Genomic DNA, 23,241 nt, shown 5'->3' with positions numbered 1-23,241 from the left:
CGGCCGCTGCTGGGAGGGACTCCGGATTATACGGGCGCGCTCCAGCGGGAGAGTGATTGCGCGCGGGCCGAAACCGGGCAGTCCGGAGACGCCCGCAGGGCAGCTTTCGGCTCGCCGCAACGCCCATTCCAGCCGGATGGTCGTTGGAGTACGACGGATGGAGCCTCGGGGCGGCGAACTTTTCCACAAAAAGCTTTACATTAAATCGAGGCCATTGATAGCATTCAGAAACCTCTTTCAGATGGCCGCGTAAATACTTGTTGTAAAAGAATTTTTGAGGCATTCCGTGGCAATCACTCTGACAGGCGGCTTCCGGCGGGCCACCCCACCCCTGGTGGGAATCGACCTTAGCGCTTCGAGCGTCAAGGTCGTCGAGCTGTCGCGGGGCCAGAAAGGGGCGTTCAGGCTCGACCGCTACGCGATCGAGCCGCTCGAGCAAGGCGCGATCGTCGAGGGCAACATCGAGAAGCCGGAGTCGGTGGCGGAATCGCTGACCCGGGCACTTCGGCGTTGCGGCACCAAGGCGAAGGAGGCGGCGCTCGCGCTGCCCACCGGCGCCGTGATCACGAAGAAGATCAGCCTGCCGGGCGGCCTGCGCGAGGAGGACTACGAGGTCCAGGTCGAGACCGAGGCGAGCCAGTACATCCCGTTCCCGATCGACGAGGTCAACCTGGACTTCCAGATCCTCGGCGAGGCCGGCGACGACGGCGACGTCGACGTGCTGCTGGCTGCCTCGCGCAAGGAAAAGGTCGACGACCGGGTCGCCGTCGCCGAGTTGGCCGGGCTCAAGCCGGTGGTCATGGACGTCGAGCCCTACGCGCTGCGCGCGGCCGTCGATCACGTGACCGCATTCCTGCCCGATGCCGGGCAGGGCCGGATCGTGGCGGTCTGCTCGATCGGACAGACCACCACCAGCGTCACCGTCGTCCTGAATCAGCAGACCATCTTCGAGCGCGAGCAGGCCTTCGGCGGCCAGCTGCTGACGCAGGAGCTGGTGAGACTGTACGGCCTGACGCCCGAGGAGGCCGAGGCGCGCAAGCGCTCGGGCGACCTGCCCGACAACTACCAGCGCGACCTGCTCCAGCCCTTCGTCGAGCAGGGCGCGACCGACATCGGGCGCGCGCTCCAGTTCTTCTTCACCTCGACGCCCTACACGCGGGTCGACCAGATCCTGCTGGCCGGCGGCTCGTCGGTCGTCCCCGGGCTGGTCGAGGCGGTCGCCGAGCGCACGCAGGTGCCGACCGAGCTGCTGAGCCCCTTCCAGGGCATGGAACTCGCCGGTTCGATCCGCGAACGCCAGCTGCGCGCCGACGCGCCGGCGTTGCTGGTCGCCACTGGCCTCGCAATGCGCAGGTTCGACGCATGAACGTGAGAATCAATCTGTTGCCGCATCGCGAGATGCGGCGCGAGCGCCGCAAGAAGGACTTCGTCGTCCTGCTCGGCGGCACCCTGGTCTGCGCCGCGCTTGCGGCCTTCGCGGTCGGCATGGTCATCGACGGCCAGATCGACGCGCAAAGGGCGCGCAACGACTTCATCCGGGCCGAGAACGCCAAGCTCGACGACCAGATCAAGGAGATCGCGACGCTGCGCGCCGAGATCGACTCTCTGCGCGCCCGGCAGCATGCGGTCGAGACGCTCCAGTCCAATCGCACGGTGCCGGTCCACCTGGTGGACGAGCTGGTCAGGCAGATGCCGGAGGGAGCCTTCCTGAAGAGCGTCAAGCAGGACGCGCGCAAGGTCACGCTGGTCGGGCTCGCCCAGTCGAACGAGCGGATCTCCGACCTGCTGCGCAGCCTGGCGAACGATTCGCCGTGGCTCGAGCGCCCGGAGCTCGTCGAGATCAAGGCGGTGCCGCTGGGCGGCCCGCAGGCTGCGCGCGGGGCCGCGCGCGGCAAGCCCGGCGCGGCCGAGGACCGGCGCGTCTTCGAGTTCTCGGTCAACGCGCTGCTGCGCAGCCCCGAGGCACCAGCCGAGGCGTCGCCGGCGGTGGCGCCCGGCAAGGCCCGGCCCGCGCCCGCGCGGCAGGCCGCGGGCGGCACGGCCATCGCCAGGAAGTGATGCCATGGCAAAGCTGAATCCGAAGATCGATTTCTCGGCGATCGGCGCCCAGTTCCAGGGGCTTCGCGAGCGTCACCCCGGCCTGTGGCCGGTCCTGCCCAAGGCGGGCCTGCTGACGCTGCTCGTGGCCGGCGTGATGGCGCTGGCCTGGGCGTTCTACTGGCAGGGCCTGCTCGACGAGCTCGAGCGCCGTCGCGGCGAGGAGGTGCAGCTGCGCGGCCAGTTCGTCGACAAGATGAAGCAGGCGGTGAACCTGCCCGTGCTGCGCAAGCAGAAGGAGCAGGTCATGCAGTACGTGAGCCAGCTCGAGAAGCAGTTGCCCAGCAAGGCCGAGATGGACGCCCTGCTGTCGGACATCAACCAGGCCGGCGTCGGACGGGGGCTGCAGTTCGACCTGTTCAAGCCGGGCCAGGTGATGGTTCGCGAGTACTACGCGGAGTTGCCGATCAGCATTCGCCTGAGCGGCAACTACCACGACTTCGCGGCCTTCACCAGCGACGTCGCGAACCTGCCGCGGATCGTCACGCTGCACGACATCCGCATCTCGGTCCCCGAGAACCAGGCCCGCGGGAGCTCCGTCACGCCGGGCGGCCCGCTGCTGATGGAAGCGACCGCGAAGACCTTCCGCTACCTCGATGCCGAGGAGATCGCCGAGCAGAAACGCAAGGAGGCCGCGGCGAAGGCGCCTGCAGGCAAGAAGGCGCGGCCGGCCGCTGGAGGCAAGAAATCATGATCCGCCGAAACGTCGCGGCGCGCGCGCCGCTGATCGCCGTGGCGATCGCCACGACCCTGCTCGCCGGCTGCGGCGACGATCGGACCGAACTGCGCGGCTGGATGGAGAACGTGCGCGCGACGACGAAGCCGATCCGGGAAACGATCGCCGAGCCGAAGAAGTTCGAGCCTTTCCGCTACGATCGCGCCGGCGAGGTCGACCCGTTCGCACGGACCCGGCTGGCCGGCCTGGCCGTCGACGAAGCGGGCCAGCCCGTGCCGGGCGGCTTGCGGCCCGACACGAGCCGGCCGCGCGAGCTCCTCGAGGGCTATCCGCTCGACGCGATCCGGATGGTCGGCCACATGTCCAACGGCAAGCAGAGCTTCGCGCTGCTGCAGGTCGACAGCATCGTGCACCAGGCTCGCGTGGGCAACCACGCGGGGCAGAATCACGGCGTCATCACGCGGGTCGCCGAGAACGAGGTAAGGCTGCGAGAGCTCGTGCAGGACGCGGCCGGTGACTGGGTCCACCGCGAGACGACCCTGCAGCTGCAGGAGGGGGGCAAATGAATTCGATATCCGGCGGGCCGGCGCGCATCGTGGGTCGCTTCGCAAGAACCGCAGGCGGCGCCTGCGCGGCGCTGATCGTCTGGCTTGCCGGCGCCTCCGGCGCGCTGGCGCAGTCCAACGCGATCGAATCGGTCACCAGCGCCCAGCAGGGCAGCACGACCTACTTGCGGATCAACCTGAAGTCACCGCCGGCGACCGTTCCCGCCGGCTTCTCGATTTCCAGCCCGCCGCGGATCGCGCTCGACCTGGTCGACACCGCGAACGCCTCCGGCCAGAACTCCTTCGAACTTCCGCAGGGCGACGTTCGCAGCGTCGCGATCGTGCAGTCCGGCCAGCGCTCGCGCCTGGTGCTGAACCTCAAGCGCGCGCTCAGCCACACCACGACGATCGACGGCAACACGCTGGTGGTGGCGCTCGAGCCGGTCGCCTCGGCGCCGTCCGGCGGCACGCAGGCCAGCGCTTACAGCTTCGCGCAGGCGGACACCGCCGCCAACAAGGCGCTGCGCGACGTCGACTTCCGGCGGGGCCGCGACGGCGAGGGCCGGGTGGTGGTCGACCTGTCCGACAGCGGCATCGGCGTCGACGTTCGCCAGCAGGGCTCGACGATCGTCGTCGACTTCCTGAACACCTCGCTGCCCGAGAACCTTCGCCGCCGTCTCGACGTCGGCGACTTCGGCACGCCGGTCAGCTCGGTGCGGGCCTTCCAGCAGGGCGACAACGCCCGGCTGGTGATCGAGCCCACCGGGCAGTGGGAGCACAACGCCTACCAGAGCGACACCCAGTTCGTGGTCGAGGTCAAGGCGATCCGCGAGGATCCGTCGCGACTGGCCCAGGGCACGCAGCCGCGCTACCGCGGCGAGCGGCTGTCGCTGAACTTCCAGAACGTGGAGGTCCGGGCGCTGCTGCAGGTGATCGCCGACTTCACGAACCTGAACATCGTGACCAGCGACTCGGTCTCGGGCAGCCTGACCCTGCGGCTGAAGGACGTTCCCTGGGACCAGGCGCTGGACATCGTGCTGCAGTCCAAGGGCCTGGACATGCGGCGCAACGGCAACGTGATCATGGTCGCGCCGCGCGACGAGCTGGCTGCCAAGGAAAAGCTCGAGCTCGAGGCCCGGCAGCAGATCGCCGAGATCGAGCCGGTGCGCACCGAGACCTTCCAGCTCAACTACCAGACCGCCGACAAGGTCCAGAAGCTGCTCGGCGACGAGAAGCAGCGGGTGCTGTCCAAGCGCGGCAGCGTCGTGATCGACGAGCGCACCAACAAGGTCTTCGTGCGCGACACGGTGTCGCAGCTCGAGGCGGTGCGCAAGGTGATCGAGCAGATCGACGTGCCGGTGCGCCAGGTGCTGATCGAGGCCCGCATCGTCGAGGCAGACGACCGCTTCTCGCGCAACCTGGGCGCGCGCTTCGGCTACAACCGGATCAACGCCAGCGCCGGCAGCTTCGCGGGCCGGGCCACCGTGTCGGGCAACCTGCAGGGCGTCGCCGACCTGACCCCGCTGCCCACCGCGGTCACCCCCGGCACCACGCTGCTGCCGAACGCGAACTTCGTGAACCTGCCGGCCTCCGCGATCGGGACCGTCCGGCCTTCGTCCTTCGCGGTCAGCCTGTTCAACTCCAGCCTCACCCGCTTCCTTAACCTGGAGATCTCCGCGCTCGAGGCCGACCAGAAGGGCAAGGTGCTGTCGAGCCCGCGGGTGCTGACCGCCGACCGGGGCAAGGCGCTGATCGAGCAGGGCAAGGAGATCCCGTACCAGCAGGCCACCTCGAGCGGCGCCACCGCGGTGCAGTTCAAGAAGGCGGTGCTCAAGCTCGAGGTCACGCCCCAGATCACCCCCGAGGGCAACGTGATCATGGAGGTTCAGGTCAGCCGCGACAATGCGGCCGAGCTGCTGCCCAGCGGCGTCGCGATCGACACGCGCAAGGTCCAGACCACGGTGCTGGTCGAGAACGGCGGCACGGTCGTGATCGGCGGCATCTACGAGCAGGTCGAGCGCGACCGCGTCAACAAGGTGCCGCTGCTCGGCGACATCCCGATCCTGGGCAACGCCTTCAAGAACACCGAGCGCCAGAACGACCGCAACGAGTTGCTGGTCTTCCTGACCCCGCGTGTCGTGACCGACACCGCGATGGCGCGGTGAGCGGCGGCAGGGCGCCGGCCCCGGCCGCCTTCGAGGGCGACGGGGCGGCAGCGCCGGACCCGCGCCCGATCGTGCTGGTCGGGATGATGGGCTCCGGCAAGACGACCGTCGGACGCCGGCTCGCCGCGAGGCTGGGCCGGCGTTTCGTCGATGCGGACAAGGAGATCGAGTTGCGCTGCGGCGTGCCGATCTCCACGATCTTCGAACTCGAGGGCGAGGACGGTTTCCGGCGGCGCGAGGCGGCCGTGCTGGACGCGCTCACCCGCGATCCCGGGATCGTGCTGGCCACCGGCGGCGGCGCGGTGCTGCTCGCCGAGAACCGCGAGCGCCTGCGCGAGCGGGGCTTCGTCGTGTTCCTGCGCGCCGGGGTCGCCGAGCTCTGGCAACGACTGAAGCGCGACCGGGTCAGGCCGCTGTTGCGCACCGAGAACCCGAGGCAGCGGATCGCCGACCTGGTGGCGCTGAGGGAGCCGCTCTACGCCGAGGTCGCGCACCTGACCGTGACCAGCGGGCGCGCGCCGATCGATTCGCTGGTGCTCGATATAATCGAACGCCTACCCGAATCCATGCGCAGCGCCCGTGCCGACGACATTTCGTGAGATCCAGGTTTCGCTCGGCGAGCGCAGCTACCCGATCCTGATCGGCGAAGGGCTGCTCGAGCAGGCCCCCGAACTCGCCGCGCTGGCGCGCGGCCGCCAGGTCGCGATCGTGACCTGCGACACCGTCGCCCCGCTCTACGAGCCGCGGCTGCGCGCCGCGCTGGCAGGCGTCGCGTCGGCGCTGGTCACGGTCGTGCTGCCCGACGGCGAGTCGCACAAGGACTGGCCGACGCTCAATCGCATCTTCGACGCGCTGCTGGCCAACCGGTTCGACCGGCGCTGCCTGATCGTGGCGCTCGGCGGGGGGGTGATCGGCGACATGGCCGGCTTTGCAGCCGCGACCTACCAGCGCGGCGTGGACTTCGTGCAGGTGCCCACCACGCTGCTCGCCCAGGTCGATTCGTCGGTGGGCGGCAAGACCGCGATCAACCACCCGCTCGGCAAGAACATGATCGGCGCCTTCCACCAGCCGCGGCTGGTGCTTGCCGACGTGGGCGTGCTGCGCACGCTGCCGCCGCGCGAGCTGTCGGCCGGCCTCGCCGAGATGCTCAAGCACGGCGCGATCGCCGACCCCGCCTACCTGGCCGAGCTCGAGCGCGACATGGCCGGCCTGCTGCGCTGCGAGCCGGCGCCGATGGCGGCCGCGATCGCCCGGTCCTGCGAGATCAAGGCCGAGGTGGTCGCCGCCGACGAGCGCGAGGCCGATCGTCGCGCGGTCCTCAACTTCGGCCACACCTTCGGCCACGCGATCGAGGCCGGCATGGGCTTCGGCACCTGGCTGCACGGCGAGGCGGTCGGCGCCGGCATGGTGATGGCCGGCGAGCTGTCGCGCCGGCTCGGCATGCTGGACTCGGCCGCGCTGGACCGCCTGCGCGAGGCGGTGCGGGCCGCCAGGCTGCCGGTGGCGGCGCCGCGCTGGCCGGCCGAGCGCTGGCTCGAGCTGATGAGCGTGGACAAGAAGGCCGAACAGGGCACGCCCAACTTCGTGCTGCTCGACGGCCTGGGCAGGGCGGTCGTGCGCAAGGTCCCGGAGGAGCCGCTTCGCGAGACCTTCGAGGCCTGCGCCGGGCCCGCCGGCTGAGCGGCCTGGCGCGGTCCAGGCCGATGGCGATGTCTCTGCCGATCCCGCCGTCGTCACCCACCCGGTCGCGAAGCCCGCGGTGAGCGCAGCGCGCGCCGCCCATGCCGCCGACCCGGCGCGAAGCCGGGGAAGGCGACATTCCGAGCCGGCGTCGCCGACCCGCAGCGAGTTCCAGCGCGATCGCGACCGGATCGTCCACTGCGCGGCCTTCCGACGGCTGGAGTACAAGACCCAGGTCTTCGTCAACCACGAGGGCGACAACTTCCGCACCCGGCTGACCCACTCGATCGAGGTCGCCCAGATCGCCCGCTCGGTGTGTCGCAGCCTGGCGCTCGACGAGGACCTGGTCGAGGCGGTCGCGCTGGCGCACGACCTCGGGCACACGCCCTTCGGCCACGCCGGCCAGGATGCGCTCGACGCCTGCATGAAGCCCTGGGGCGGCTTCGAGCACAACCTGCAGTCGCTGCGGGTGGTCGACGAGCTCGAGCAACGCTACGCGGCCTTCGACGGCCTGAACCTGTGCTTCGAGACGCGCGAGGGAATCCTCAAGCACTGTTCGGCGGCCAACGCCCGGCGGCTGGGCGAGCTCGGCGAGCGTTTCCTTGCCCGGCGGCAGCCCTCGCTCGAGGCGCAGGTGGCGAACCTGGCCGACGAGATCGCCTACAACAACCACGACATCGACGACGGGCTGCGCTCGGGGCTGGTGCGGCTCGACGCGCTGTGCTCGCTGGCCCTGTTCGGCCGTCACCGGGCCGCCGCCCTGGCGGCATGGCCCGGCCTGGAGGGTCGGCGGCTGGTCCACGAAACGATTCGGCGGATGATCGACGAACTCGTCACCGACCTGGTCGGCGAGACCCGCCGCCGCATCGCCGACTCCGGGGTGCGGTCGATCGACGACGTCAGGGCGGCGGGGCCGCTGGTGGCCTTCACCGAGCCGATCGCCGCGCAGTCGGCCGAGCTCAAGCGCTTCCTGTTCTCGCAGCTCTACCGGCACGACCGCGTGACCGCGGTCATGGAACGGGCGCGGGCGATCGTCGCGGACCTGTTCGCCTGGTACCGCGCGAACCCGGACCTGCTGCCCGACGAGCACCAGGCGCGGGTCGACGCGATCGGCGAACGGGCGATCGCCGACTACATCGCCGGGATGACCGACCGGTTCGCGGTGCGCGAGCACTCGCGGCTGTCCGGGGCGGAATGGGTCGACCCCGGTCTGGGGCTGCTCGGGGGAGCGAGCGACGCCGCGCCGTGAGGGCGCGGGGAATCGGGATTCGCCGGCCTCGTCCACTTCGCCGCCATGGGGTGCGCGAGTGGCGGGCGCCAGTGGCGGGCAAGCGAATGCACTGACGTGGTGCGAATCGGCCCGACCATTCGCACCAAAATCGTGCCTGGCCCGGGTGATGTTGCTGCGCTGCGAGAAAATGATTCCCGTGCGAACGCTGGGTGCTTATACTGCAAGGTTCGACTGCGCGCTTCGGGCCCGATCAGGGCTCGGCGATCCCTGCCGGCCCCCGCCGGGGCAGACCTCGGGAGTGTGCGCGCATGGAACAGCGCCTGCGCCGGCGTCGCGGTTCGACCGCGGCCCGCAGGCCGCCGCACAGCACGGATTCTGGAGTTCACTGATGGATGCCACGCACCGGGACGCCTTTGAGCGGACGGCCTCCCAAGGCCGACTCGACCCCGTCGACCGATTCGAGCCCGCAGGGCCGGCAGCGCCCCAGGGCCTCTACGACCCGGTCAACGAGCACGACTCCTGCGGCGTCGGCTTCGTGGCCAACATCAAGGGCAAGAAGAGCCACCGCATCATCGAACAGGGCCTGCAGATCCTCTGCAACCTGGACCACCGCGGGGCGGTGGGCGCCGATCCGCTGATGGGCGACGGCGCGGGCATCCTGATCCAGATCCCGGACCAGTACTTCCGCGAGGAAATGGCCCGCCAGGGCGTGACCCTGCCGCCGGCCGGCGAGTACGGCGTCGGCATGATCTTCCTGCCCAAGGAACACGCGTCGCGGCTCGCCTGCGAGCAGGAGCTCGAGCGGGCGGTGCGGGCCGAAGGGCAGGTGCTGCTCGGCTGGCGCGACGTGCCGCTCGACCGCGAGATGCCGATGTCGCCGACGGTGCGCGCCAAGGAACCGGTGATCCGCCAGATCTTCATCGGCCGCGGCCCGGACGTGATGGTCACCGACGCGCTCGAGCGCAAGCTGTACGTGATCCGCAAGATGGCCAGCCACGCGATCCAGCAGCTCCGCCTGAAGCACAGCAAGGAGTACTTCGTGCCGTCGATGTCGGCACGCACGATCGTATACAAGGGCCTGCTGCTGTGCGGCCAGGTCGGCCAGTACTACAAGGACCTGCAGGACCCGCGCGCGGTCACCGCGCTCGCGCTGGTGCACCAGCGCTTCTCGACCAACACCTTCCCCGAGTGGCCGCTCGCCCACCCGTACCGGCTGGTCGCGCACAACGGCGAGATCAACACGGTCAAGGGCAACTACAACTGGCTTCGCGCCCGCGAGGGCGTGATGAAGTCGCCGGTGCTCGGCGACGACCTGAAGAAGCTGTACCCGATCGTCTACGCCGGGCAGTCCGACACCGCCACGTTCGACAACTGCCTCGAACTGCTGGTGATGGCCGGCTACCCGATCGCCCACGCGGTGATGATGATGATCCCCGAGGCGTGGGAGCAGCACACGCTGATGGACCCGAAGCGCCGCGCGTTCTACGAGTTCCACGCGGCGATGATGGAGCCCTGGGACGGCCCGGCGGCGATCGCCTTCACCGACGGCCGCCAGATCGGCGCCACGCTCGACCGCAACGGGCTGCGCCCCGCGCGCTACTGCGTGACCGACGACGACATGGTGATCATGGCCTCGGAGTCGGGCGTGCTGCCGATTCCCGAGAGCCGCATCGTCAAGAAGTGGCGCCTGCAGCCCGGCAAGATGTTCCTGATCGACCTCGAGCAGGGCCGCATCATCGACGACGCCGAGCTCAAGACCCAGCTCGCCAACAGCAAGCCCTATCGCGAGTGGATCGAGGCGATCCGCATCAAGCTCGACGAGATCGACGTCCCGCGCGACCTCGAGGCTGCCGCCCGCGAGGCGCTCGGGCCCACCGAGCAGGAAGCCCGGCTCACCGAGCAGATCGCCGACGAAGTCTCGCAGCACACGCCGGCGGTGTCGGTCTCGCTGCTCGACCGTCAGCAGGCCTTCGGCTACTCGCAGGAAGACGTCAAGTTCCTGATGGCCCCGATGGCCGCGGCCGGCGAGGAAGCCGTCGGCTCGATGGGCAACGACTCGCCGCTCGCGGTCCTGTCGAACAAGAACAAGCCGCTGTACAACTACTTCCGCCAGCTGTTCGCGCAGGTGACGAACCCGCCGATCGACCCGATCCGCGAGCAGATGGTGATGTCGCTGGTCTCGTTCATCGGCCCGCGCCCGAACCTGCTCGACCTGAACAACATCAACCCGCCGATGCGGCTCGAGGTGTCGCAGCCGGTGCTCGACGCCGAGGACATCGAGCGGATCCGAAACATCGAGCGCTTCACCGGGAACAAGTTCAAGTCCTGGGAACTCGACATCTGCTATCCGGTCGCCTGGGGCAGCGAGGGCATCGAGGCGCGGCTCGCGTCGCTGGCCGCCGAGGCCGAGGACGCGGTCCGCTCCGGCTACAACATCCTGATCGTGTCCGACCGAAAGCTCGCGGCCGACCGGGTCGCGATCCCGGCCCTGCTGGCCACCAGCGCGATCCACCAGCACCTGGTCAACCGCGGCCTGCGCACCAGCACCGGCCTGGTGGTCGAGACCGGCTCGGCGCGCGAGGTCCATCACTTCGCACTGCTCGCCGGCTATGGCGCCGAGGCGATCCACCCGTACCTGGCGATGCAGACGATCGCCGACCTGCACAAGGACGCGCCGGGCGGCGTCGGCCCCGACAAGGCGGTCGCCAACTTCGTCAAGGCGATCGGCAAGGGGCTGATGAAGGTCATGTCCAAGATGGGCATCTCGACCTACATGAGCTACTGCGGCGCCCAGATCTTCGAGGCGATCGGCCTGTCGAAGGCGCTGGTCGACAAGTACTTCACCGGCACGCCGAGCAACGTCGAGGGCATCGGCGTGTTCGAGGTGGCGGAAGAGGCGATTCGCCTGCACCGGGCGGCCTTCGGCAACGATCCGGTGCTGGCCGGCATGCTCGACGCCGGCGGCGAGTACGCGTACCGGATCCGCGGCGAGGACCACATGTGGACGCCCGACTCGATCGCGCGCCTGCAGCACTCGACCCGCTCGAACAACTATTCCACCTACAAGGAATACGCGCAGCTGATCAACGACCAGACCCGCCGGCACATGACGCTGCGCGGGCTGTTCGAGTTCCGCTTCGACGCCTGCAAGCCGGTGCCGATCGACGAGGTCGAGCCGGCCGCAGAGATCGTCAAGCGCTTCGCGACCGGCGCGATGTCGCTCGGCTCGATCTCGACCGAGGCGCACGCCACGCTGGCGGTCGCGATGAACCGGATCGGCGGCAAGTCCAACACCGGCGAGGGCGGCGAGGACGCGCTGCGCTATCGCGCCGAGATGCGCGCCGGCAAGTCGGTCATCCAGGACGGCGACACGCTCGGCGGCGTGCTGGGCGCCGACCGCGTCGAGGCCGACATCCCGCTCAAGGGCGGCGACTCGCTGCGCTCGAAGATCAAGCAGGTGGCGTCCGGCCGCTTCGGCGTCACCGCCGAGTACCTGTCCAGCGCCGACCAGATCCAGATCAAGATGGCGCAGGGCGCCAAGCCGGGCGAGGGCGGACAGCTGCCCGGGCACAAGGTGTCCGACTACATCGGCATGCTGCGCTACTCGGTGCCCGGCGTCGGCCTGATCTCCCCGCCGCCGCATCACGACATCTATTCGATCGAGGACCTGGCCCAGCTGATCCACGACCTGAAGAACGCGAACACCCGGGCCTCGGTCTCGGTGAAGCTGGTCTCCGAGGTCGGCGTCGGCACGGTCGCGGCGGGCGTCGCGAAGGCCAAGGCCGACCACGTGGTGATCGCCGGGCACGACGGCGGCACCGGCGCCTCGCCGCTGTCGTCGATCAAGCACGCCGGCACGCCCTGGGAGCTCGGGCTGGCCGAGACCCAGCAGACGCTGGTGCTCAACCGCCTGCGCAGCCGCATCGTCGTGCAGGCCGACGGCCAGATGAAGACCGGCCGCGACGTCGTCGTCGGCGCGCTGCTCGGCGCCGACGAGTTCGGCTTCGCGACCGCGCCGCTGGTCGTCGAGGGCTGCATCATGATGCGCAAGTGCCACCTGAACACCTGTCCGGTGGGCGTGGCCACGCAGGACCCGGTGCTGCGCCGCAAGTTCCAGGGCAAGCCCGAGCACGTCGTCAACTTCTTCTTCTTCGTCGCCGAGGAAGTCCGCGAGCTGATGGCGAAGCTCGGCGTGCGCCGCTTCGACGAGCTGATCGGCCGCGCCGACCTGCTCGACATGCGCAAGGGCATCGAGCACTGGAAGGCGCGCGGGCTCGACTTCTCGCGCATCTTCGCGACGCCGGCGGTGCCGGCCGACGTGCCGCGCTATCGCGTCGAGGCGCAGGACCACGGCCTGTCGGCGGCGCTGGACAACCGGATGATCGACCTCGCGCGCCCGGCGCTCGAGCGCCGCGAGAAGGTCTCGTTCATCCTGCAGATCCGCAACGTCAACCGCACCGTCGGCACGATGCTGTCGGGCGAGGTCGCGCGCCGCTACGGGCACGAGGGCCTGGCCGACGACACGATCCACGTGCAGCTCAACGGCACGGCCGGGCAGAGCTTCGGCGCCTTCCTGGCGCGCGGCGTCACGCTGGACCTGGTCGGCGAGGGCAACGACTACGTCGGCAAGGGGCTGTCGGGCGGCCGGATCATCGTGCGGCCCACGAACGACTTCCGCGGCAGGGCCGACCAGAACATCATCGTCGGCAACACGGTGCTGTACGGCGCGATCGACGGCGAGGCCTTCTTCTCGGGCGTGGCCGGCGAGCGCTTCGCGGTCCGCAACTCGGGGGCCACGGCGGTCGTCGAAGGCACCGGCGACCACGGCTGCGAGTACATGACCGGCGGCACCGTCGTGGTGCTGGGCGATACCGGCCGCAACTTCGCGGCGGGCATGTCGGGCGGCATCGCCTACGTGTGGGACCCGGACGGCCAGTTCGAGTCGCGCTGCAACACCGCGATGGTGGGCCTCGACCGGGTGCTGCCGACCTCGGAGCAGCTGCAGAAGGTCGAGCCGGCGGTCTGGCATCGCGGCGAATGCGACGAGATCATCCTGAAGGAGCTGCTCGAGCGCCACTTCCGCTTCACCGGCAGCGAGAAGGCGCGGGCCATCCTCGACGACTGGGAGCGCGGCCGCGGCCTGTTCGTCAAGGTCTTCCCGCACGAATACCGGCGCGCGCTCGGCGAGATGCACGCCAAGGGCAAGACCGCGCCGGCGAGCAAGGCGAAGACGACCGCCTGAACGGGCATCGCAAGCGCAGCGTCAAGACATCAGCACGGATCAAGCGAAATGGGCAAGGTCACCGGTTTTCTCGAGTTCCAGCGTCTCCAGGAGGCTTCCGAAGACGCGAAGACGCGGCTGGGTCACTACCGCGAATTCGTCCTGCACCTGACCGACGAGGAGGCCTCGCGCCAGGGCGCGCGCTGCATGGACTGCGGCATCCCGTTCTGCCAGAGCGGCTGCCCGGTCAACAACATCATTCCCGACTGGAACGACCTGGTCTATCGGGGCAACTGGAAGCTGGCGCTCGACACGCTGCATTCCACGAACAACTTCCCCGAGTTCACCGGCCGCGTCTGCCCGGCGCCCTGCGAGGCGTCGTGCACGCTGAACATCAACAACGACGCGGTCGGCATCAAGTCGATCGAGCACGCGATCATCGACAAGGGCTGGGAAGAGGGCTGGGTCGTCCCGCAGCCGTCGGCCCACCGCACCGGCAAGAAGGTCGCCGTGGTCGGGTCGGGCCCGGCGGGGCTGGCCTGCGCGCAGCAGCTGGCGCGTGCCGGCCACGATGTGACCGTGTTCGAGAAGAACGACCGGATCGGCGGGCTGCTGCGCTATGGCATTCCCGACTTCAAACTCGAGAAGTCGCACATCGACCGTCGCGTCGAGCAGATGAAGGCCGAGGGCGTGGCCTTCCGCGCCGGCGTGCTGGTCGGCGAGCTCGACGGCGCGGGCGTCAACGACCTGTCGAAGGAGCGTATCGGCCCGGCGCAGCTGCTCGAGGAGTTCGACGCGGTCGCCCTGACCGGCGGCGCCGAGGCGCCCCGGGACCTGCCGGTGCCCGGCCGCGAGCTGCGCGGCGTGCACTTCGCGATGGAGTTCCTGCCGCAACAGAACCGCACGGTCGCCGGCGACAAGGTGGCGAACCAGATCCTCGCCACCGGCAAGCACGTCGTCGTGATCGGCGGCGGCGACACCGGCTCGGACTGCGTCGGCACCAGCAATCGCCAGGGCGCCGAATCGGTCACCCAGTTCGAGCTGATGCCCCAGCCCCCTCAGCAGGAGAACAAGCCGCTCACCTGGCCGAACTGGCCGTACAAGCTGCGCACCTCCTCGTCTCACGAGGAAGGCTGCGAGCGCGACTGGGCGGTCACGACCAAGCGCTTCGTCGACGACGGCAAGGGCAACGTCAAGGGCCTGGTCGCGGCGCGCGTCGAGTGGAAGAAGGACGAGGCCACCGGGCAGATGAAGATGTCCGAGGTGCCGGGCTCCGAGTTCGAGCTGCCGGCCGACCTGGTCCTGTTCGCGATGGGCTTCGTGTCGCCGGTCGGCAAGGTGCTCGAGGCCTTCGGGGTCGACAAGGATCCGCGCGGCAACGCGAAGGCCGCCACCGACGGCGCCGGCTGCTACGCGACCAACGTGCCGAAGGTGTTCGCCGCGGGCGACATGCGTCGCGGCCAGTCGCTGGTGGTCTGGGCGATCCGCGAGGGGCGGCAGTGCGCCCGCGCGATCGACGAGTTCCTGATGGGCGAGTCGACGCTGCCGCGCTGAGGCCGCGCGCGGCGCGCTAGCGCCCGGCCTCGGGCGGCTCCCAGCGCATCGCGCCGAATTCGCTCACGAAACGCTCGAGCTCGCCGGCGCTCATCCGCTCGATGCCGGCGGCACGGGCCCGGCCGGCGCCGCCGAAGCGTCGGCACAGCGCGTCCGCCCCGTGAGGCGAGTCGAGCGGCGCCCGGATGCTGGCCCACAGCGTGCCGTCGGCGCGCCGGGTGAACACCGCGTGCGCGAGCCCCGGCGCCTCGCCGGCCAGCAGGTTCGCGAGGCTGCCGGACACCCTGCGGCTCCAGGCTTCGTCGGGCAACACCAGGATCCGACCGGTCGGCCCTTCCCAGAAGAAAGGCTGCTGCGCCGCCAGTTCGAGGTCGCGCCCGCGCCGGGCAGCGATCCGCGCCGCGACCGGCTCCCGGGCCGCGAACTCCAGCGGATCGGCGTGGCGCAGCATCAGTGCGAACAGCGCGGCCGGGGCGATCTCGACGTCGGATTCGTCGTCACCGTAGGCGTTGTAGTTGATCGCGACGCCCAGCGCGCGCAGCCGCTCGCGGGCGTCGCGCGCGAGCCCGATCTCGTCGGCCAGTCGCTCGGCGGCCTCGTCCATGTTGTCGCCCCAGGCGCCCACTGCGGCCCACTTTCGGAAGCGAGCCTCGCCTCGCTGCGCGACCAGGTACCGGTCGACGAGCAGGCTGGTGCAGGTGCCGCTGGCCAGGTCGATGTGCGCCTCCAGTCCCGGATGCCTGGGCGGCTCGCCGACCGCGTGATGGTCGAAGTAGCGCACGCGCGCGCCGCGGGCCAGCAGCGCGTCGAGCGCCGGGCGGTTTCGCTCCATCGACAGGTCGCAGACCAGGACCTCGTCGCCGGCGCGCGCGGGCACCTTCTTCAGCAGCGCGATCTCGCGCTTGAGGCCGGTGAAGAGCGTGGCCGGCGCCGGCTCGTGCAGCCGCCACTGCACGACCGCGCACAGCCCGTCGGCATCGCCGTTGCAGACGTCGAATCGCATGCCGGTCAGCTCCGGGCGCGCCAGGCTTCGGCCAGCGCGCGCGGATCGATCTCGCCGGCGCTGTCGACCTCGATCGCGAACGGAAGCTCGTCGGCCTGAAGGGGCTCGCGACCGCGAAGCTGGCCCTCGAGCACCGACAGGTCGGCCTCCGACGGGTCGTCGCCTTCCCGGCCGCGCGCGGCGACCCGCGCTCGCAGGAGCTCCGGATCGGCGTTGCAGCGCAGGATCGCGAACGGCACCCCGCGCGCCTGCGCGGCGCGCCGGAAGGCGGCGCGCTCGCCCGCGCGCAGGAAGGCGGCGTCGACGATCACCGGCCAGCCCGCGTCGAGCGCGACGCCGGCGAGCTCGAGCAGCCGGGCGTAGGTGCGCTCGGTGTCCTGCTCGCGGTAGATCCCGCCGGGCACCCGCGGCGCGGAGGGCTCGAGCGCCCGCAGGCCGAACAACCGCTTGCGCTCGACGTCCGAGCGCAGGCGGATCGCGCCGGCCGGGCCGAGCAGCAGGCGGGCAGCGTGGCTCTTTCCCGAGCCCGACAGGCCGTGCGTGATCAGCAGGCGCGGGTCCCGCGAGCGCGACAGCCGCTCGGCGAGCGACAGGTAGTCCGGGGCGCCGGCAGGCGCGCCCGTTTCGCGGGGGCCGCCCGTTTCGGGAGGGACGCCCGGTCCGGCAGCGCCGCCGGGCCCGCGTCGCGCCGCCTGCCCGGCGCGGATCGCGGCCACCATCGCCCGCACCAGGGCCCGGTAGACCAGGTAGTAGCGCAGCACCGTCACGCCCTCGTGGTCGCCGCTGCTCTCCAGCCAGGTGTCCAGGAAGCGGAAGCCCAGGTCGGCGCGGCCGTGCGCGAGCAGGTCCATGACCAGGAAGGCGACCTCGCTCTGCAGGTCTATCCAGCGAAGCGCCGGGTCGAACTCGATGCAGTCGAACGCGGTGACGTCGTCATCGCCGAGCACCACCGCATTGGCCAGGTGCAGGTCGCCGTGGCACTCCCGCACCTTCCCTTGCGCCTTGCGGCGCCCGAACTCCGGCCGCAGCCGCAGCGCCTCGGCCTCGCACCAGGCGCGCAGGGGCGCGATGCGCGGGTCGGGCGCGGCGCCGGCGAGGGCGTCCAGCACGCGGGAGGTGGCCGCCTCGATCGTCGCGGCGCTGCCGAACTCGGTGGCCGGCCCTGCGACCGGCGCCGCTGCGTGAAAGTCGGCGATGCGCCGCGCGAGCCGGTCGACCTGCTCCGGCTCGAGCCGGCCGCTGGCCAGCCGCTCGTCGAGCAGCGCGCCCGCCGGGAACTGGCGCATCCTCACCGCGTGGTCGACCGGCGGGCCGCCCCCGTCGATGCGGGGCCGATCGCGGCTGCCGCGAATCGGGACGACGTCCAGGTAGAGGCCGGGCGCGAGCCGTCGGTTCAGGCGCAGTTCCTCGTGGCAGAAGCGCTCGCGAACTTCCGCGGAGCCGAAGTCCAGGAAGCCCAGCCGCACCGGCTTCTTGAGCTTCCACGCGTGCTCGCCGTCGAGCAGCACCCACGAGATGTGCGTCTCGATGCACCGCACCGGCCTGCCGAGCGAGGCTTCCAGGTGCCTGCGCAGCGCCTCGGCGAAACCGTCGGGCGGCCGCGCACCGGCGGCTGCGGTCGCGGGTTCCGGATCTGCTTGCGACATGTCGGAGTATGGGGCGCGGCGATCACCGATGGTGGCACACTGGCGCCTCGAGTGGCCAGCGGAACCCCTTGCGGGGGCCGGCGCAGACCGCCGCGGCCGATGCCGGAGACAAGACAGGAGACCCGATTCCGATGACTGCCGTCCACGATCTCAGCGCCTCGGAGCTCTCGGGCGCCTACGCCCGCGGCGAGCTGTCGCCGGTCGAGGCGACCCGCGCCGTGCTCGAGCACATGGACCGCTGGGAGCCCAGGATCAACGCGATGTACCTGGTCCACCGCGACGCGGCGCTGGCCGCGGCCGCCGAGTCCGAGGCCCGCTGGCGGGCGGGCAGTCCGCTGTCGGCGATCGACGGCGTGCCGGTCACGATCAAGGAGAACCTGTACACGAAGGGCGACCCGGCGCCGCTCGGCACGCTGGTCACCGACCCGTCGCCCAGGCCGCATGACGCGCCGCCCTCGGCGCGGATGCGCGAGGCCGGCTGCGTGATCCTCGGCAAGACCACGATGCCCGACTTCGGGATGCTGTCCTCCGGGCGCTCGTCGAAGCACGGCACGACCCGCAATCCGTGGCGCCTCGACCGCAACCCCGGGGGATCGTCGTCGGGGGCGGGCGCCGCCGCTGCAGCCGGCTACGGCCCGCTGCACATCGGCACCGACATCGGCGGTTCGGTCCGGCTGCCCGCAGCGGTCTGCGGCCTGTTCGGCCTCAAGCCCAGCCTCGGCCGGATCCCGATCGACCCGCCCTACATGGGCCGGGCGGCCGGCCCGATGACGCGCAGCGTGGCCGACGCGGCGCTGATGATGAACGAGCTGACCCGGCCCGACGTCCGCGACTTCATGAGCCTGCCCTACCAGCCGGTCGACTACGCGGCGAACCTGGAAGGCCTGTCGCCGAAGGGGCTGCGCATCGGCGTGCTGACCGACATGCGGGCCGGGCTGCCGCCCGACGCCGACGTGGTCGCCGCCGTCGAGTCGGCCGCGCGCGCCCTCGAGGCGGCCGGCGCGATCGTCGAGCCCGCCGATCCCTTCCTCACGCCGGCCATGCTCGACGGCATCTGCGCGTTCTTCGAAGCGCGATCCTACGGCGACGTCGCGCAGATGACGCCCGAGACGCGCGCGAAGATCCTGCCCTTCATCGTCGAGTGGTGCACGCACCGCGCGAAGTCCTTCAGCGGGTCCGACGTGATGTCCGCCTACGGGCAGGTGATCGCGATGCGCGAGGCGGCGGTGCGGGCCACGGCCCGTCACGATTTCCTGCTCACGCCCACGACGCCGGTCGCCTCGTGGGGCGCGGAACAGCACAGCCCGAGCGACGATCCGCACGACGCGCTGTCGCACATCGCCTTCACCGTGGCCTACAACATGAGCGAGCAGCCGGCGGCCTCGGTCAACTGGACCAGCACCGCCGACGGCCTGCCGGTCGGCGTGCAGGTCGTCGGCCAGCGCTTCGACGACCTGGGCGTGATGCGGCTGTCGCGAACCCTGGAGCAGCTGCGTCCGCCGCAGCGGCCCTGGCCGCAGCCGTGATCGCGCTCAGCCCGGCGCGGCCGCGTCGCGGCACTTGTACATGCCCATGCCGCGGAAGCTCATCACCGTGTCGCCGTCCTGGTTGACCGCCTCCTGAAGCACGCGGATCACGCCGCGGTCGGGCTTGCTCTCGGAGCGGCGTTTCTCGAGGATCGTGACCCGCATGTGGAGCCGGTCGCCCGGGCGCACCGGCTTGTGCCAGCGCACCTCGTCGATGCCCGGCGAGCCCATGCTGGACAGCGGCGAGATGAAGTGGTCGACCAGCATCCGCATCATCACGCTGCCGGTCATCCATCCGCTGGAGATCAGCCCGCCGTAGATCGTCCTGGCGCCGGCCTCGGGGTCCACGTGGAAGGGCTGGGGGTCGTACTTGCTGGCGAACTCGACGATCTCCCGCTCGGTGATCGGGTAGTCGCCGAATTCCGCGGTCTCTCCGACCTGGTAGTCCTCGAAATAGCGCTGCTTGAACGGTACCGTCATGCCCGGTCTCTCCATGTGCCGATGTCCCTGCCGGCCGCCCGCGCAAGAGCCCGGGGCGGGCCGATGCGTCCTAGAATAACCGGATGAACGAACCGGTCCGTATCGATAAATGGCTGTGGGCGGCGCGCTTCTTCCGCAGCCGCGGGCTCGCCCAGACCGCGATCGAGAACGGCCGGGTGCTGCTCGCCGGACAGCGGGTCAAGCTGTCGCGGGCGCTGCGTGTCGGCGACGAGCTCACGCTGCGGATCGGCGACGACGAGCGCACGATCGTGGTCCGCGGCCTCGACGACCGGCGTGGCTCGGCGCCCGTCGCGCAGGCGCTCTACGAGGAAACCGCCGAGTCCCTCGCGCGGCGGCAGGAAAGGCGCGAGGCGCGCCGCTTCCTCGCCGAACCGGCGCAGGCGATCGCCCACGGCAGGCCCACCAAGCGCGATCGGCGTCAGCTCGGCCGGCTGCGCGACGGGCAGGGCGCCTGACATGCGGCGCAGGCTCCCGGCATCGACCGCGCGGCGAAGCCTGGCTGGCGGGCTGGTCGCGTTCGCCGCCTGCCTGGGCGCGCAGGCCCTGCTGCCTCCCGAGGCAAGGGCGGACCAGGCCGCTGGCGAGCCGGTCACGCTGGCCGAAGCGGCCCGGCGCCTGGCGTCGGGCGGCTGGATCCTGATGATGCGGCATGCGGTCACCGAGCCCGGCGTCGGGGACCCGCCCGGGTTTCGCATCGGCGACTGCTCGACCCAGCGCAACCTGTCGGCCGAAGGCCGCGCCCAGGCGAGACGCGCCGGCGCCGCGATGCGCGCCGCGGGCATCCGGATCGACGAGGTGCGCACCAGCCAGTGGTGCCGGTGCAGGGAGACCGCCGAACTGGCCTTCGGCGCCGCGGCCGACTGGCCGGCGCTGAATTCCTTCTTCGCCTCGCGCGGCGAGGAGCCCGAGCAGACCCGGGAGGTGCTCGCCTGGGCGGCCGGCCTCGACCCGGCGCGCAATGCGATGCTGGTCACGCACCAGGTCAACATCAGCGCCGTCATGGGGCGCTTCGCGTCGCAGGGGGAGGTCGTCGTCGGCCGCTGGCGAAACGGGCGGGTCGAGCCCGCCTTCCGCTTCGTGCCCGATCGCGCGGCGCCGCCGAACTGAGCGCCGTCGCTGACCGAGCGCTGTCGCTAGTCCTTCGGCCCGTCGGGCCCGCAGGTGAGCACCCAGGTCAGCGCGCTCGAGGCCGCGAACAGGGCCCAGAACAGGAAGAATCCGACCGTGTAGGCGGCCTCCCGGGTGTCGGCGAGGTGCACGCCGATGAAGACCAGTTCCTGCGGGTCGATCATCGAGAAGAACACGCCGACCGCCACCGCGGCCATCAGGAAGGACGGCCACAGCACCTGCATCATGAAACGGCCGATCCTGCGCTCGCCGATCGGCTTCGGGTCGGCTGGCGTCATCGGCGGCCTCCGGCGAGCACGGGATCGGAAGCCAGCTCGAGCGGCACGTCGAAGCGGTCGGTGCGCGCCAGGAGACGCCAGCTGCGCTGCGGATCTTCCAGGTGGACGATCCAGTGCCCGCTGCCCGGCAGCACGCCCGCGCCCAGGTAGCGGCCGCCGCCCGCGTGCCGCAGCGTGAGTTGCGCGTCCAGCGACGATTCCGTCGCGTGCACCAGCCTGAGGGTGAGCGAGTCCGGAAGGGCGGCCGCGTCGAGCCGCCCGCGCAGGTCCACGGCGATGCCGCCGGCGCCGGACCGGTCGCCCGGCGAGCCCGCGGCCAGCGTGGCGGCCAGGCCGAGCTGCGCCGCGCGGTCGTCGCGCGCGAGCTGCTGGTTGATCGCGCGGCCTTCCTTGTAGTAGTCGTCGACCACCATCGAGTTGTTCGCGTTGGCGGCCAGCCACCAGGTGAAGATGCCGCCGACGATCGCCGTGGCCGGCATGATCATCAGCAGCCACGGCCAGCGCTGGCGGTACCACGGGGTCGCGTATGTAGCCTCGGTCATGCCTCGGAAGTCCTTGCTCGGTTGGTCGTGGCGGTCAGCGCGGCACGAAGAAGGTGGACTTCGCGCTGGCCGACACCGACTCGTCGTCTTCGGCCCGCACCTCGAACCGGATCGGGTTGCTGCCCGGCTTGCCGTTGCCCGGCTTCGTGCGCACCGTGACCGGCACCATCCTGACCCCGGCGGGCCCGATCTCGAAGGCGGTCTGGCCTGCCACGAAGATCGACTCGATGCCGTCGACCTTCACGAGGAAGCGGCGAGCGGTCTCGGACGAGTTGATGAACTGCAGCCGGTAGGTGTTCTCGATCATCCCTTCCTCGACCTCGCGGCCGAGCGAGCGGTCGGGGATCACGTCGAGCTTGATCGGCGAGCGCAGCAGCAGGTGGGCGAACAGGGCCAGCGTGACCGCGAGCAGGATGCCGCTGTAGACGAGCACGCGCGGCCGGGCGACACGGCGCAGCATCGCCCTCGTGTCCAGGCCCTCGGCCATCGCGTTCTCGGTCGTGTACCGGATCAGCCCGCGCGGGTAGCTCATCTTGTCCATGACCTGGTCGCAGGCGTCGATGCAGGCGGCGCAGCCGATGCATTCGTACTGCAGGCCCTTGCGGATGTCGATGCCGGTCGGGCAGACCTGCACGCACAGCGAGCAGTCGATGCACGCACCCAACCCCAGCGCGGCCGGATCGGCCTTCTTCGAGCGCGACCCGCGCGGCTCGCCGCGCGCCGCGTCGTAGGTGATGATCATCGTGTCCTTGTCGAACATCGCGCTCTGGAAGCGCGCGTACGGACACATGTACTTGCAGACCTGCTCGCGCATGAACCCGGCATTGCCCCAGGTCGCGAAGCCGTAGAACAGCACCCAGAAGGTCTGCCAGGGGCCGGTGGACAGCGTGACGATCGCGCCGAGCAGCTCGCGGATCGGCGTGAAGTAGCCGACGAAGGTGATGCCGGTCCAGAGCGCGATCAGGACCCAAGCGACGTGCTTGGCCGCCTTGCGGGAGAACTTGGCCCCCGACATCGGCGACTTGTCGAGCTTCATGCGCGCGGAGCGGTCGCCCTCGATCTTCCGCTCGACCCACATGAAGATCTCGGTGTACACGGTCTGCGGGCAGGCGTAGCCGCACCACAGCCGTCCGGCCACCGCGGTGAACAGGAACAGCGAGAGCGCCGAGATGACCAGAAGGCCCGTCAGGTAGATGAAGTCCTGCGGGTAGAGGACGATGCCTAGCAGGTAGAAGCGTCGCGCCTCGAGATCGAACAGGACCATCGGGCGGTCGCCCCAGCTGAGCCAGGGCAGCCCGTAGAACAGCAGTTGGGTGAACCAGACCAGGGCCCAGCGCCAGCCCGCGAACAGGCCGGTGACCGCGCGCGGGTAGATCTTCTTGCGGACCTCGTAGAGCGCGACCTCGACGTCGCCGGGCTGTCCCTGGCTGGCTGGTTCGGACATCTTG

At 70.6% G+C, this 23,241-nt stretch carries 19 protein-coding genes; 13 read left to right on the top strand and 6 right to left on the bottom strand.

Annotated features, from left to right (window positions below; genetic code table 11):
- The first annotated feature begins 334 nt into the window (after positions 1-334).
- The 10 genes from M6I34_RS10185 (at position 335) to M6I34_RS10140 (ending at position 15,169) form a co-directional block, all read left to right on the top strand.
- Positions 335-1,366, top strand: a complete 1,032-nt coding sequence (locus M6I34_RS10185) for a pilus assembly protein PilM (protein WP_418953509.1) — start codon at positions 335-337, stop codon at positions 1,364-1,366.
- Entirely contained in the window at positions 1,363-2,058 is a 696-nt protein-coding gene (locus M6I34_RS10180) for a PilN domain-containing protein (RefSeq protein WP_272485575.1), read from the top strand. Before M6I34_RS10185 ends, M6I34_RS10180 begins: the two co-directional genes overlap by 4 nt.
- A 4-nt stretch (positions 2,059-2,062) precedes the next feature.
- The gene (locus M6I34_RS10175; RefSeq protein WP_272485574.1) at positions 2,063-2,791 is read left to right on the top strand and encodes a type IV pilus inner membrane component PilO; all 729 of its coding nucleotides are present in this window, start codon (positions 2,063-2,065) and stop codon (positions 2,789-2,791) included.
- The gene (locus tag M6I34_RS10170) at positions 2,788-3,339 is read left to right on the top strand and encodes a pilus assembly protein PilP (protein ID WP_272485573.1); all 552 of its coding nucleotides are present in this window, start codon (positions 2,788-2,790) and stop codon (positions 3,337-3,339) included. Before M6I34_RS10175 ends, M6I34_RS10170 begins: the two co-directional genes overlap by 4 nt.
- Positions 3,336-5,483 (top strand): type IV pilus secretin PilQ, encoded by a 2,148-nt coding sequence (gene pilQ / locus M6I34_RS10165; protein WP_272485572.1) that lies wholly within the window; start codon positions 3,336-3,338, stop codon positions 5,481-5,483. Before M6I34_RS10170 ends, pilQ begins: the two co-directional genes overlap by 4 nt.
- On the top strand, positions 5,480-6,082 hold the full coding sequence (locus M6I34_RS10160) for a shikimate kinase (RefSeq protein ID WP_272485571.1): 603 nt from the start codon (positions 5,480-5,482) through the stop codon (positions 6,080-6,082). Before pilQ ends, M6I34_RS10160 begins: the two co-directional genes overlap by 4 nt.
- The gene (gene aroB / locus M6I34_RS10155) at positions 6,063-7,163 is read left to right on the top strand and encodes a 3-dehydroquinate synthase (protein ID WP_272485570.1); all 1,101 of its coding nucleotides are present in this window, start codon (positions 6,063-6,065) and stop codon (positions 7,161-7,163) included. The genes M6I34_RS10160 and aroB overlap by 20 nt, the downstream gene beginning before the upstream one ends.
- Before the next feature lie 79 nt (positions 7,164-7,242).
- Positions 7,243-8,412: a deoxyguanosinetriphosphate triphosphohydrolase gene (locus M6I34_RS10150; protein ID WP_272485569.1), complete on the top strand. Its 1,170-nt coding sequence runs from the start codon at positions 7,243-7,245 to the stop codon at positions 8,410-8,412.
- Between the two features lie 370 nt (positions 8,413-8,782).
- Positions 8,783-13,636 carry a glutamate synthase-related protein gene (locus M6I34_RS10145; protein ID WP_272485568.1) on the top strand — a complete coding sequence of 1,618 codons (4,854 nt, stop codon included), beginning with the start codon at positions 8,783-8,785 and terminating at the stop codon, positions 13,634-13,636.
- A 48-nt stretch (positions 13,637-13,684) separates the two neighbouring features.
- Positions 13,685-15,169 carry a glutamate synthase subunit beta gene (locus M6I34_RS10140; RefSeq protein ID WP_272485567.1) on the top strand — a complete coding sequence of 495 codons (1,485 nt, stop codon included), beginning with the start codon at positions 13,685-13,687 and terminating at the stop codon, positions 15,167-15,169.
- Positions 15,170-15,185: 16 nt separating this feature from the next.
- Here the strand turns inward: M6I34_RS10140 and M6I34_RS10135 are convergent, their stop codons facing one another.
- Complete coding sequence (locus M6I34_RS10135; protein WP_272485566.1) at positions 15,186-16,172, bottom strand: hypothetical protein; 987 nt, start codon at positions 16,170-16,172, stop codon at positions 15,186-15,188.
- 5 nt (positions 16,173-16,177) lie between these two features.
- Entirely contained in the window at positions 16,178-17,818 is a 1,641-nt protein-coding gene (locus M6I34_RS10130) for a bifunctional aminoglycoside phosphotransferase/ATP-binding protein (protein WP_272485565.1), read from the bottom strand.
- Positions 17,819-17,949: 131 nt separating this feature from the next.
- On the opposite strand from M6I34_RS10130, the gene M6I34_RS10125 reads away from it, so the two are divergent.
- A complete protein-coding gene (locus M6I34_RS10125) occupies positions 17,950-19,344 on the top strand; it encodes an amidase (protein WP_272485564.1) in 1,395 nt (464 codons plus the stop codon).
- Positions 19,345-19,350: 6 nt separating this feature from the next.
- On the opposite strand, the gene M6I34_RS10120 is transcribed toward M6I34_RS10125, so the two are convergent.
- Entirely contained in the window at positions 19,351-19,824 is a 474-nt protein-coding gene (locus tag M6I34_RS10120; protein WP_272485563.1) for a MaoC family dehydratase, read from the bottom strand.
- Positions 19,825-19,907: 83 nt separating this feature from the next.
- On the opposite strand from M6I34_RS10120, the gene M6I34_RS10115 reads away from it, so the two are divergent.
- Positions 19,908-20,300 (top strand): RNA-binding S4 domain-containing protein, encoded by a 393-nt coding sequence (locus M6I34_RS10115; RefSeq protein WP_272485562.1) that lies wholly within the window; start codon positions 19,908-19,910, stop codon positions 20,298-20,300.
- 1 nt (position 20,301) lies between these two features.
- Positions 20,302-20,952: a histidine phosphatase family protein gene (locus M6I34_RS10110; protein WP_272485561.1), complete on the top strand. Its 651-nt coding sequence runs from the start codon at positions 20,302-20,304 to the stop codon at positions 20,950-20,952.
- Positions 20,953-20,978: 26 nt separating this feature from the next.
- Here M6I34_RS10110 and M6I34_RS10105 read toward each other — a convergent pair whose 3' ends face one another.
- From M6I34_RS10105 to ccoG, 3 genes are read right to left on the bottom strand one after another with little or no spacing between them, the layout of a single operon-like run.
- Positions 20,979-21,251, bottom strand: coding sequence for a hypothetical protein (locus M6I34_RS10105; RefSeq protein WP_272485560.1), 273 nt, complete (start codon positions 21,249-21,251; stop codon positions 20,979-20,981).
- Positions 21,248-21,793: a FixH family protein gene (locus M6I34_RS10100; protein ID WP_272485559.1), complete on the bottom strand. Its 546-nt coding sequence runs from the start codon at positions 21,791-21,793 to the stop codon at positions 21,248-21,250. Before M6I34_RS10100 ends, M6I34_RS10105 begins: the two co-directional genes overlap by 4 nt.
- Before the next feature lie 34 nt (positions 21,794-21,827).
- Positions 21,828-23,237, bottom strand: a complete 1,410-nt coding sequence (ccoG, locus tag M6I34_RS10095; RefSeq protein ID WP_272485558.1) for a cytochrome c oxidase accessory protein CcoG — start codon at positions 23,235-23,237, stop codon at positions 21,828-21,830.
- Positions 23,238-23,241: the final 4 nt, after the last annotated feature.

This window comes from Zeimonas sediminis (assembly GCF_023721795.1).
Lineage (GTDB): Bacteria > Pseudomonadota > Gammaproteobacteria > Burkholderiales > Burkholderiaceae_E > Zeimonas > Zeimonas sediminis.
The sequence above is the reverse complement of the archived record's forward strand: the minus strand, read 5'-3'. Positions and strand labels throughout refer to the sequence as shown.

Excerpts from the sequence above, each read along its gene's own strand:
- M6I34_RS10180 (WP_272485575.1), top strand. The coding sequence starts at position 1,363 with ATGAACGTGAGAATCAATCTGTTGCCGCATCGCGAGATGCGGCGCGAG.
- M6I34_RS10175 (WP_272485574.1), top strand. The coding sequence starts at position 2,063 with ATGGCAAAGCTGAATCCGAAGATCGATTTCTCGGCGATCGGCGCCCAG.
- M6I34_RS10170 (WP_272485573.1), top strand. The coding sequence starts at position 2,788 with ATGATCCGCCGAAACGTCGCGGCGCGCGCGCCGCTGATCGCCGTGGCG.
- pilQ (WP_272485572.1), top strand. The coding sequence starts at position 3,336 with ATGAATTCGATATCCGGCGGGCCGGCGCGCATCGTGGGTCGCTTCGCA.
- M6I34_RS10145 (WP_272485568.1), top strand. The coding sequence starts at position 8,783 with ATGGATGCCACGCACCGGGACGCCTTTGAGCGGACGGCCTCCCAAGGC.
- M6I34_RS10140 (WP_272485567.1), top strand. The coding sequence starts at position 13,685 with ATGGGCAAGGTCACCGGTTTTCTCGAGTTCCAGCGTCTCCAGGAGGCT.
- M6I34_RS10135 (WP_272485566.1), bottom strand. The coding sequence starts at position 16,172 with ATGCGATTCGACGTCTGCAACGGCGATGCCGACGGGCTGTGCGCGGTC.
- M6I34_RS10130 (WP_272485565.1), bottom strand. The coding sequence starts at position 17,818 with ATGTCGCAAGCAGATCCGGAACCCGCGACCGCAGCCGCCGGTGCGCGG.
- M6I34_RS10125 (WP_272485564.1), top strand. The coding sequence starts at position 17,950 with ATGACTGCCGTCCACGATCTCAGCGCCTCGGAGCTCTCGGGCGCCTAC.
- M6I34_RS10120 (WP_272485563.1), bottom strand. The coding sequence starts at position 19,824 with ATGACGGTACCGTTCAAGCAGCGCTATTTCGAGGACTACCAGGTCGGA.
- M6I34_RS10115 (WP_272485562.1), top strand. The coding sequence starts at position 19,908 with ATGAACGAACCGGTCCGTATCGATAAATGGCTGTGGGCGGCGCGCTTC.
- M6I34_RS10110 (WP_272485561.1), top strand. The coding sequence starts at position 20,302 with ATGCGGCGCAGGCTCCCGGCATCGACCGCGCGGCGAAGCCTGGCTGGC.
- M6I34_RS10105 (WP_272485560.1), bottom strand. The coding sequence starts at position 21,251 with ATGACGCCAGCCGACCCGAAGCCGATCGGCGAGCGCAGGATCGGCCGT.
- M6I34_RS10100 (WP_272485559.1), bottom strand. The coding sequence starts at position 21,793 with ATGACCGAGGCTACATACGCGACCCCGTGGTACCGCCAGCGCTGGCCG.
- ccoG (WP_272485558.1), bottom strand. The coding sequence starts at position 23,237 with ATGTCCGAACCAGCCAGCCAGGGACAGCCCGGCGACGTCGAGGTCGCG.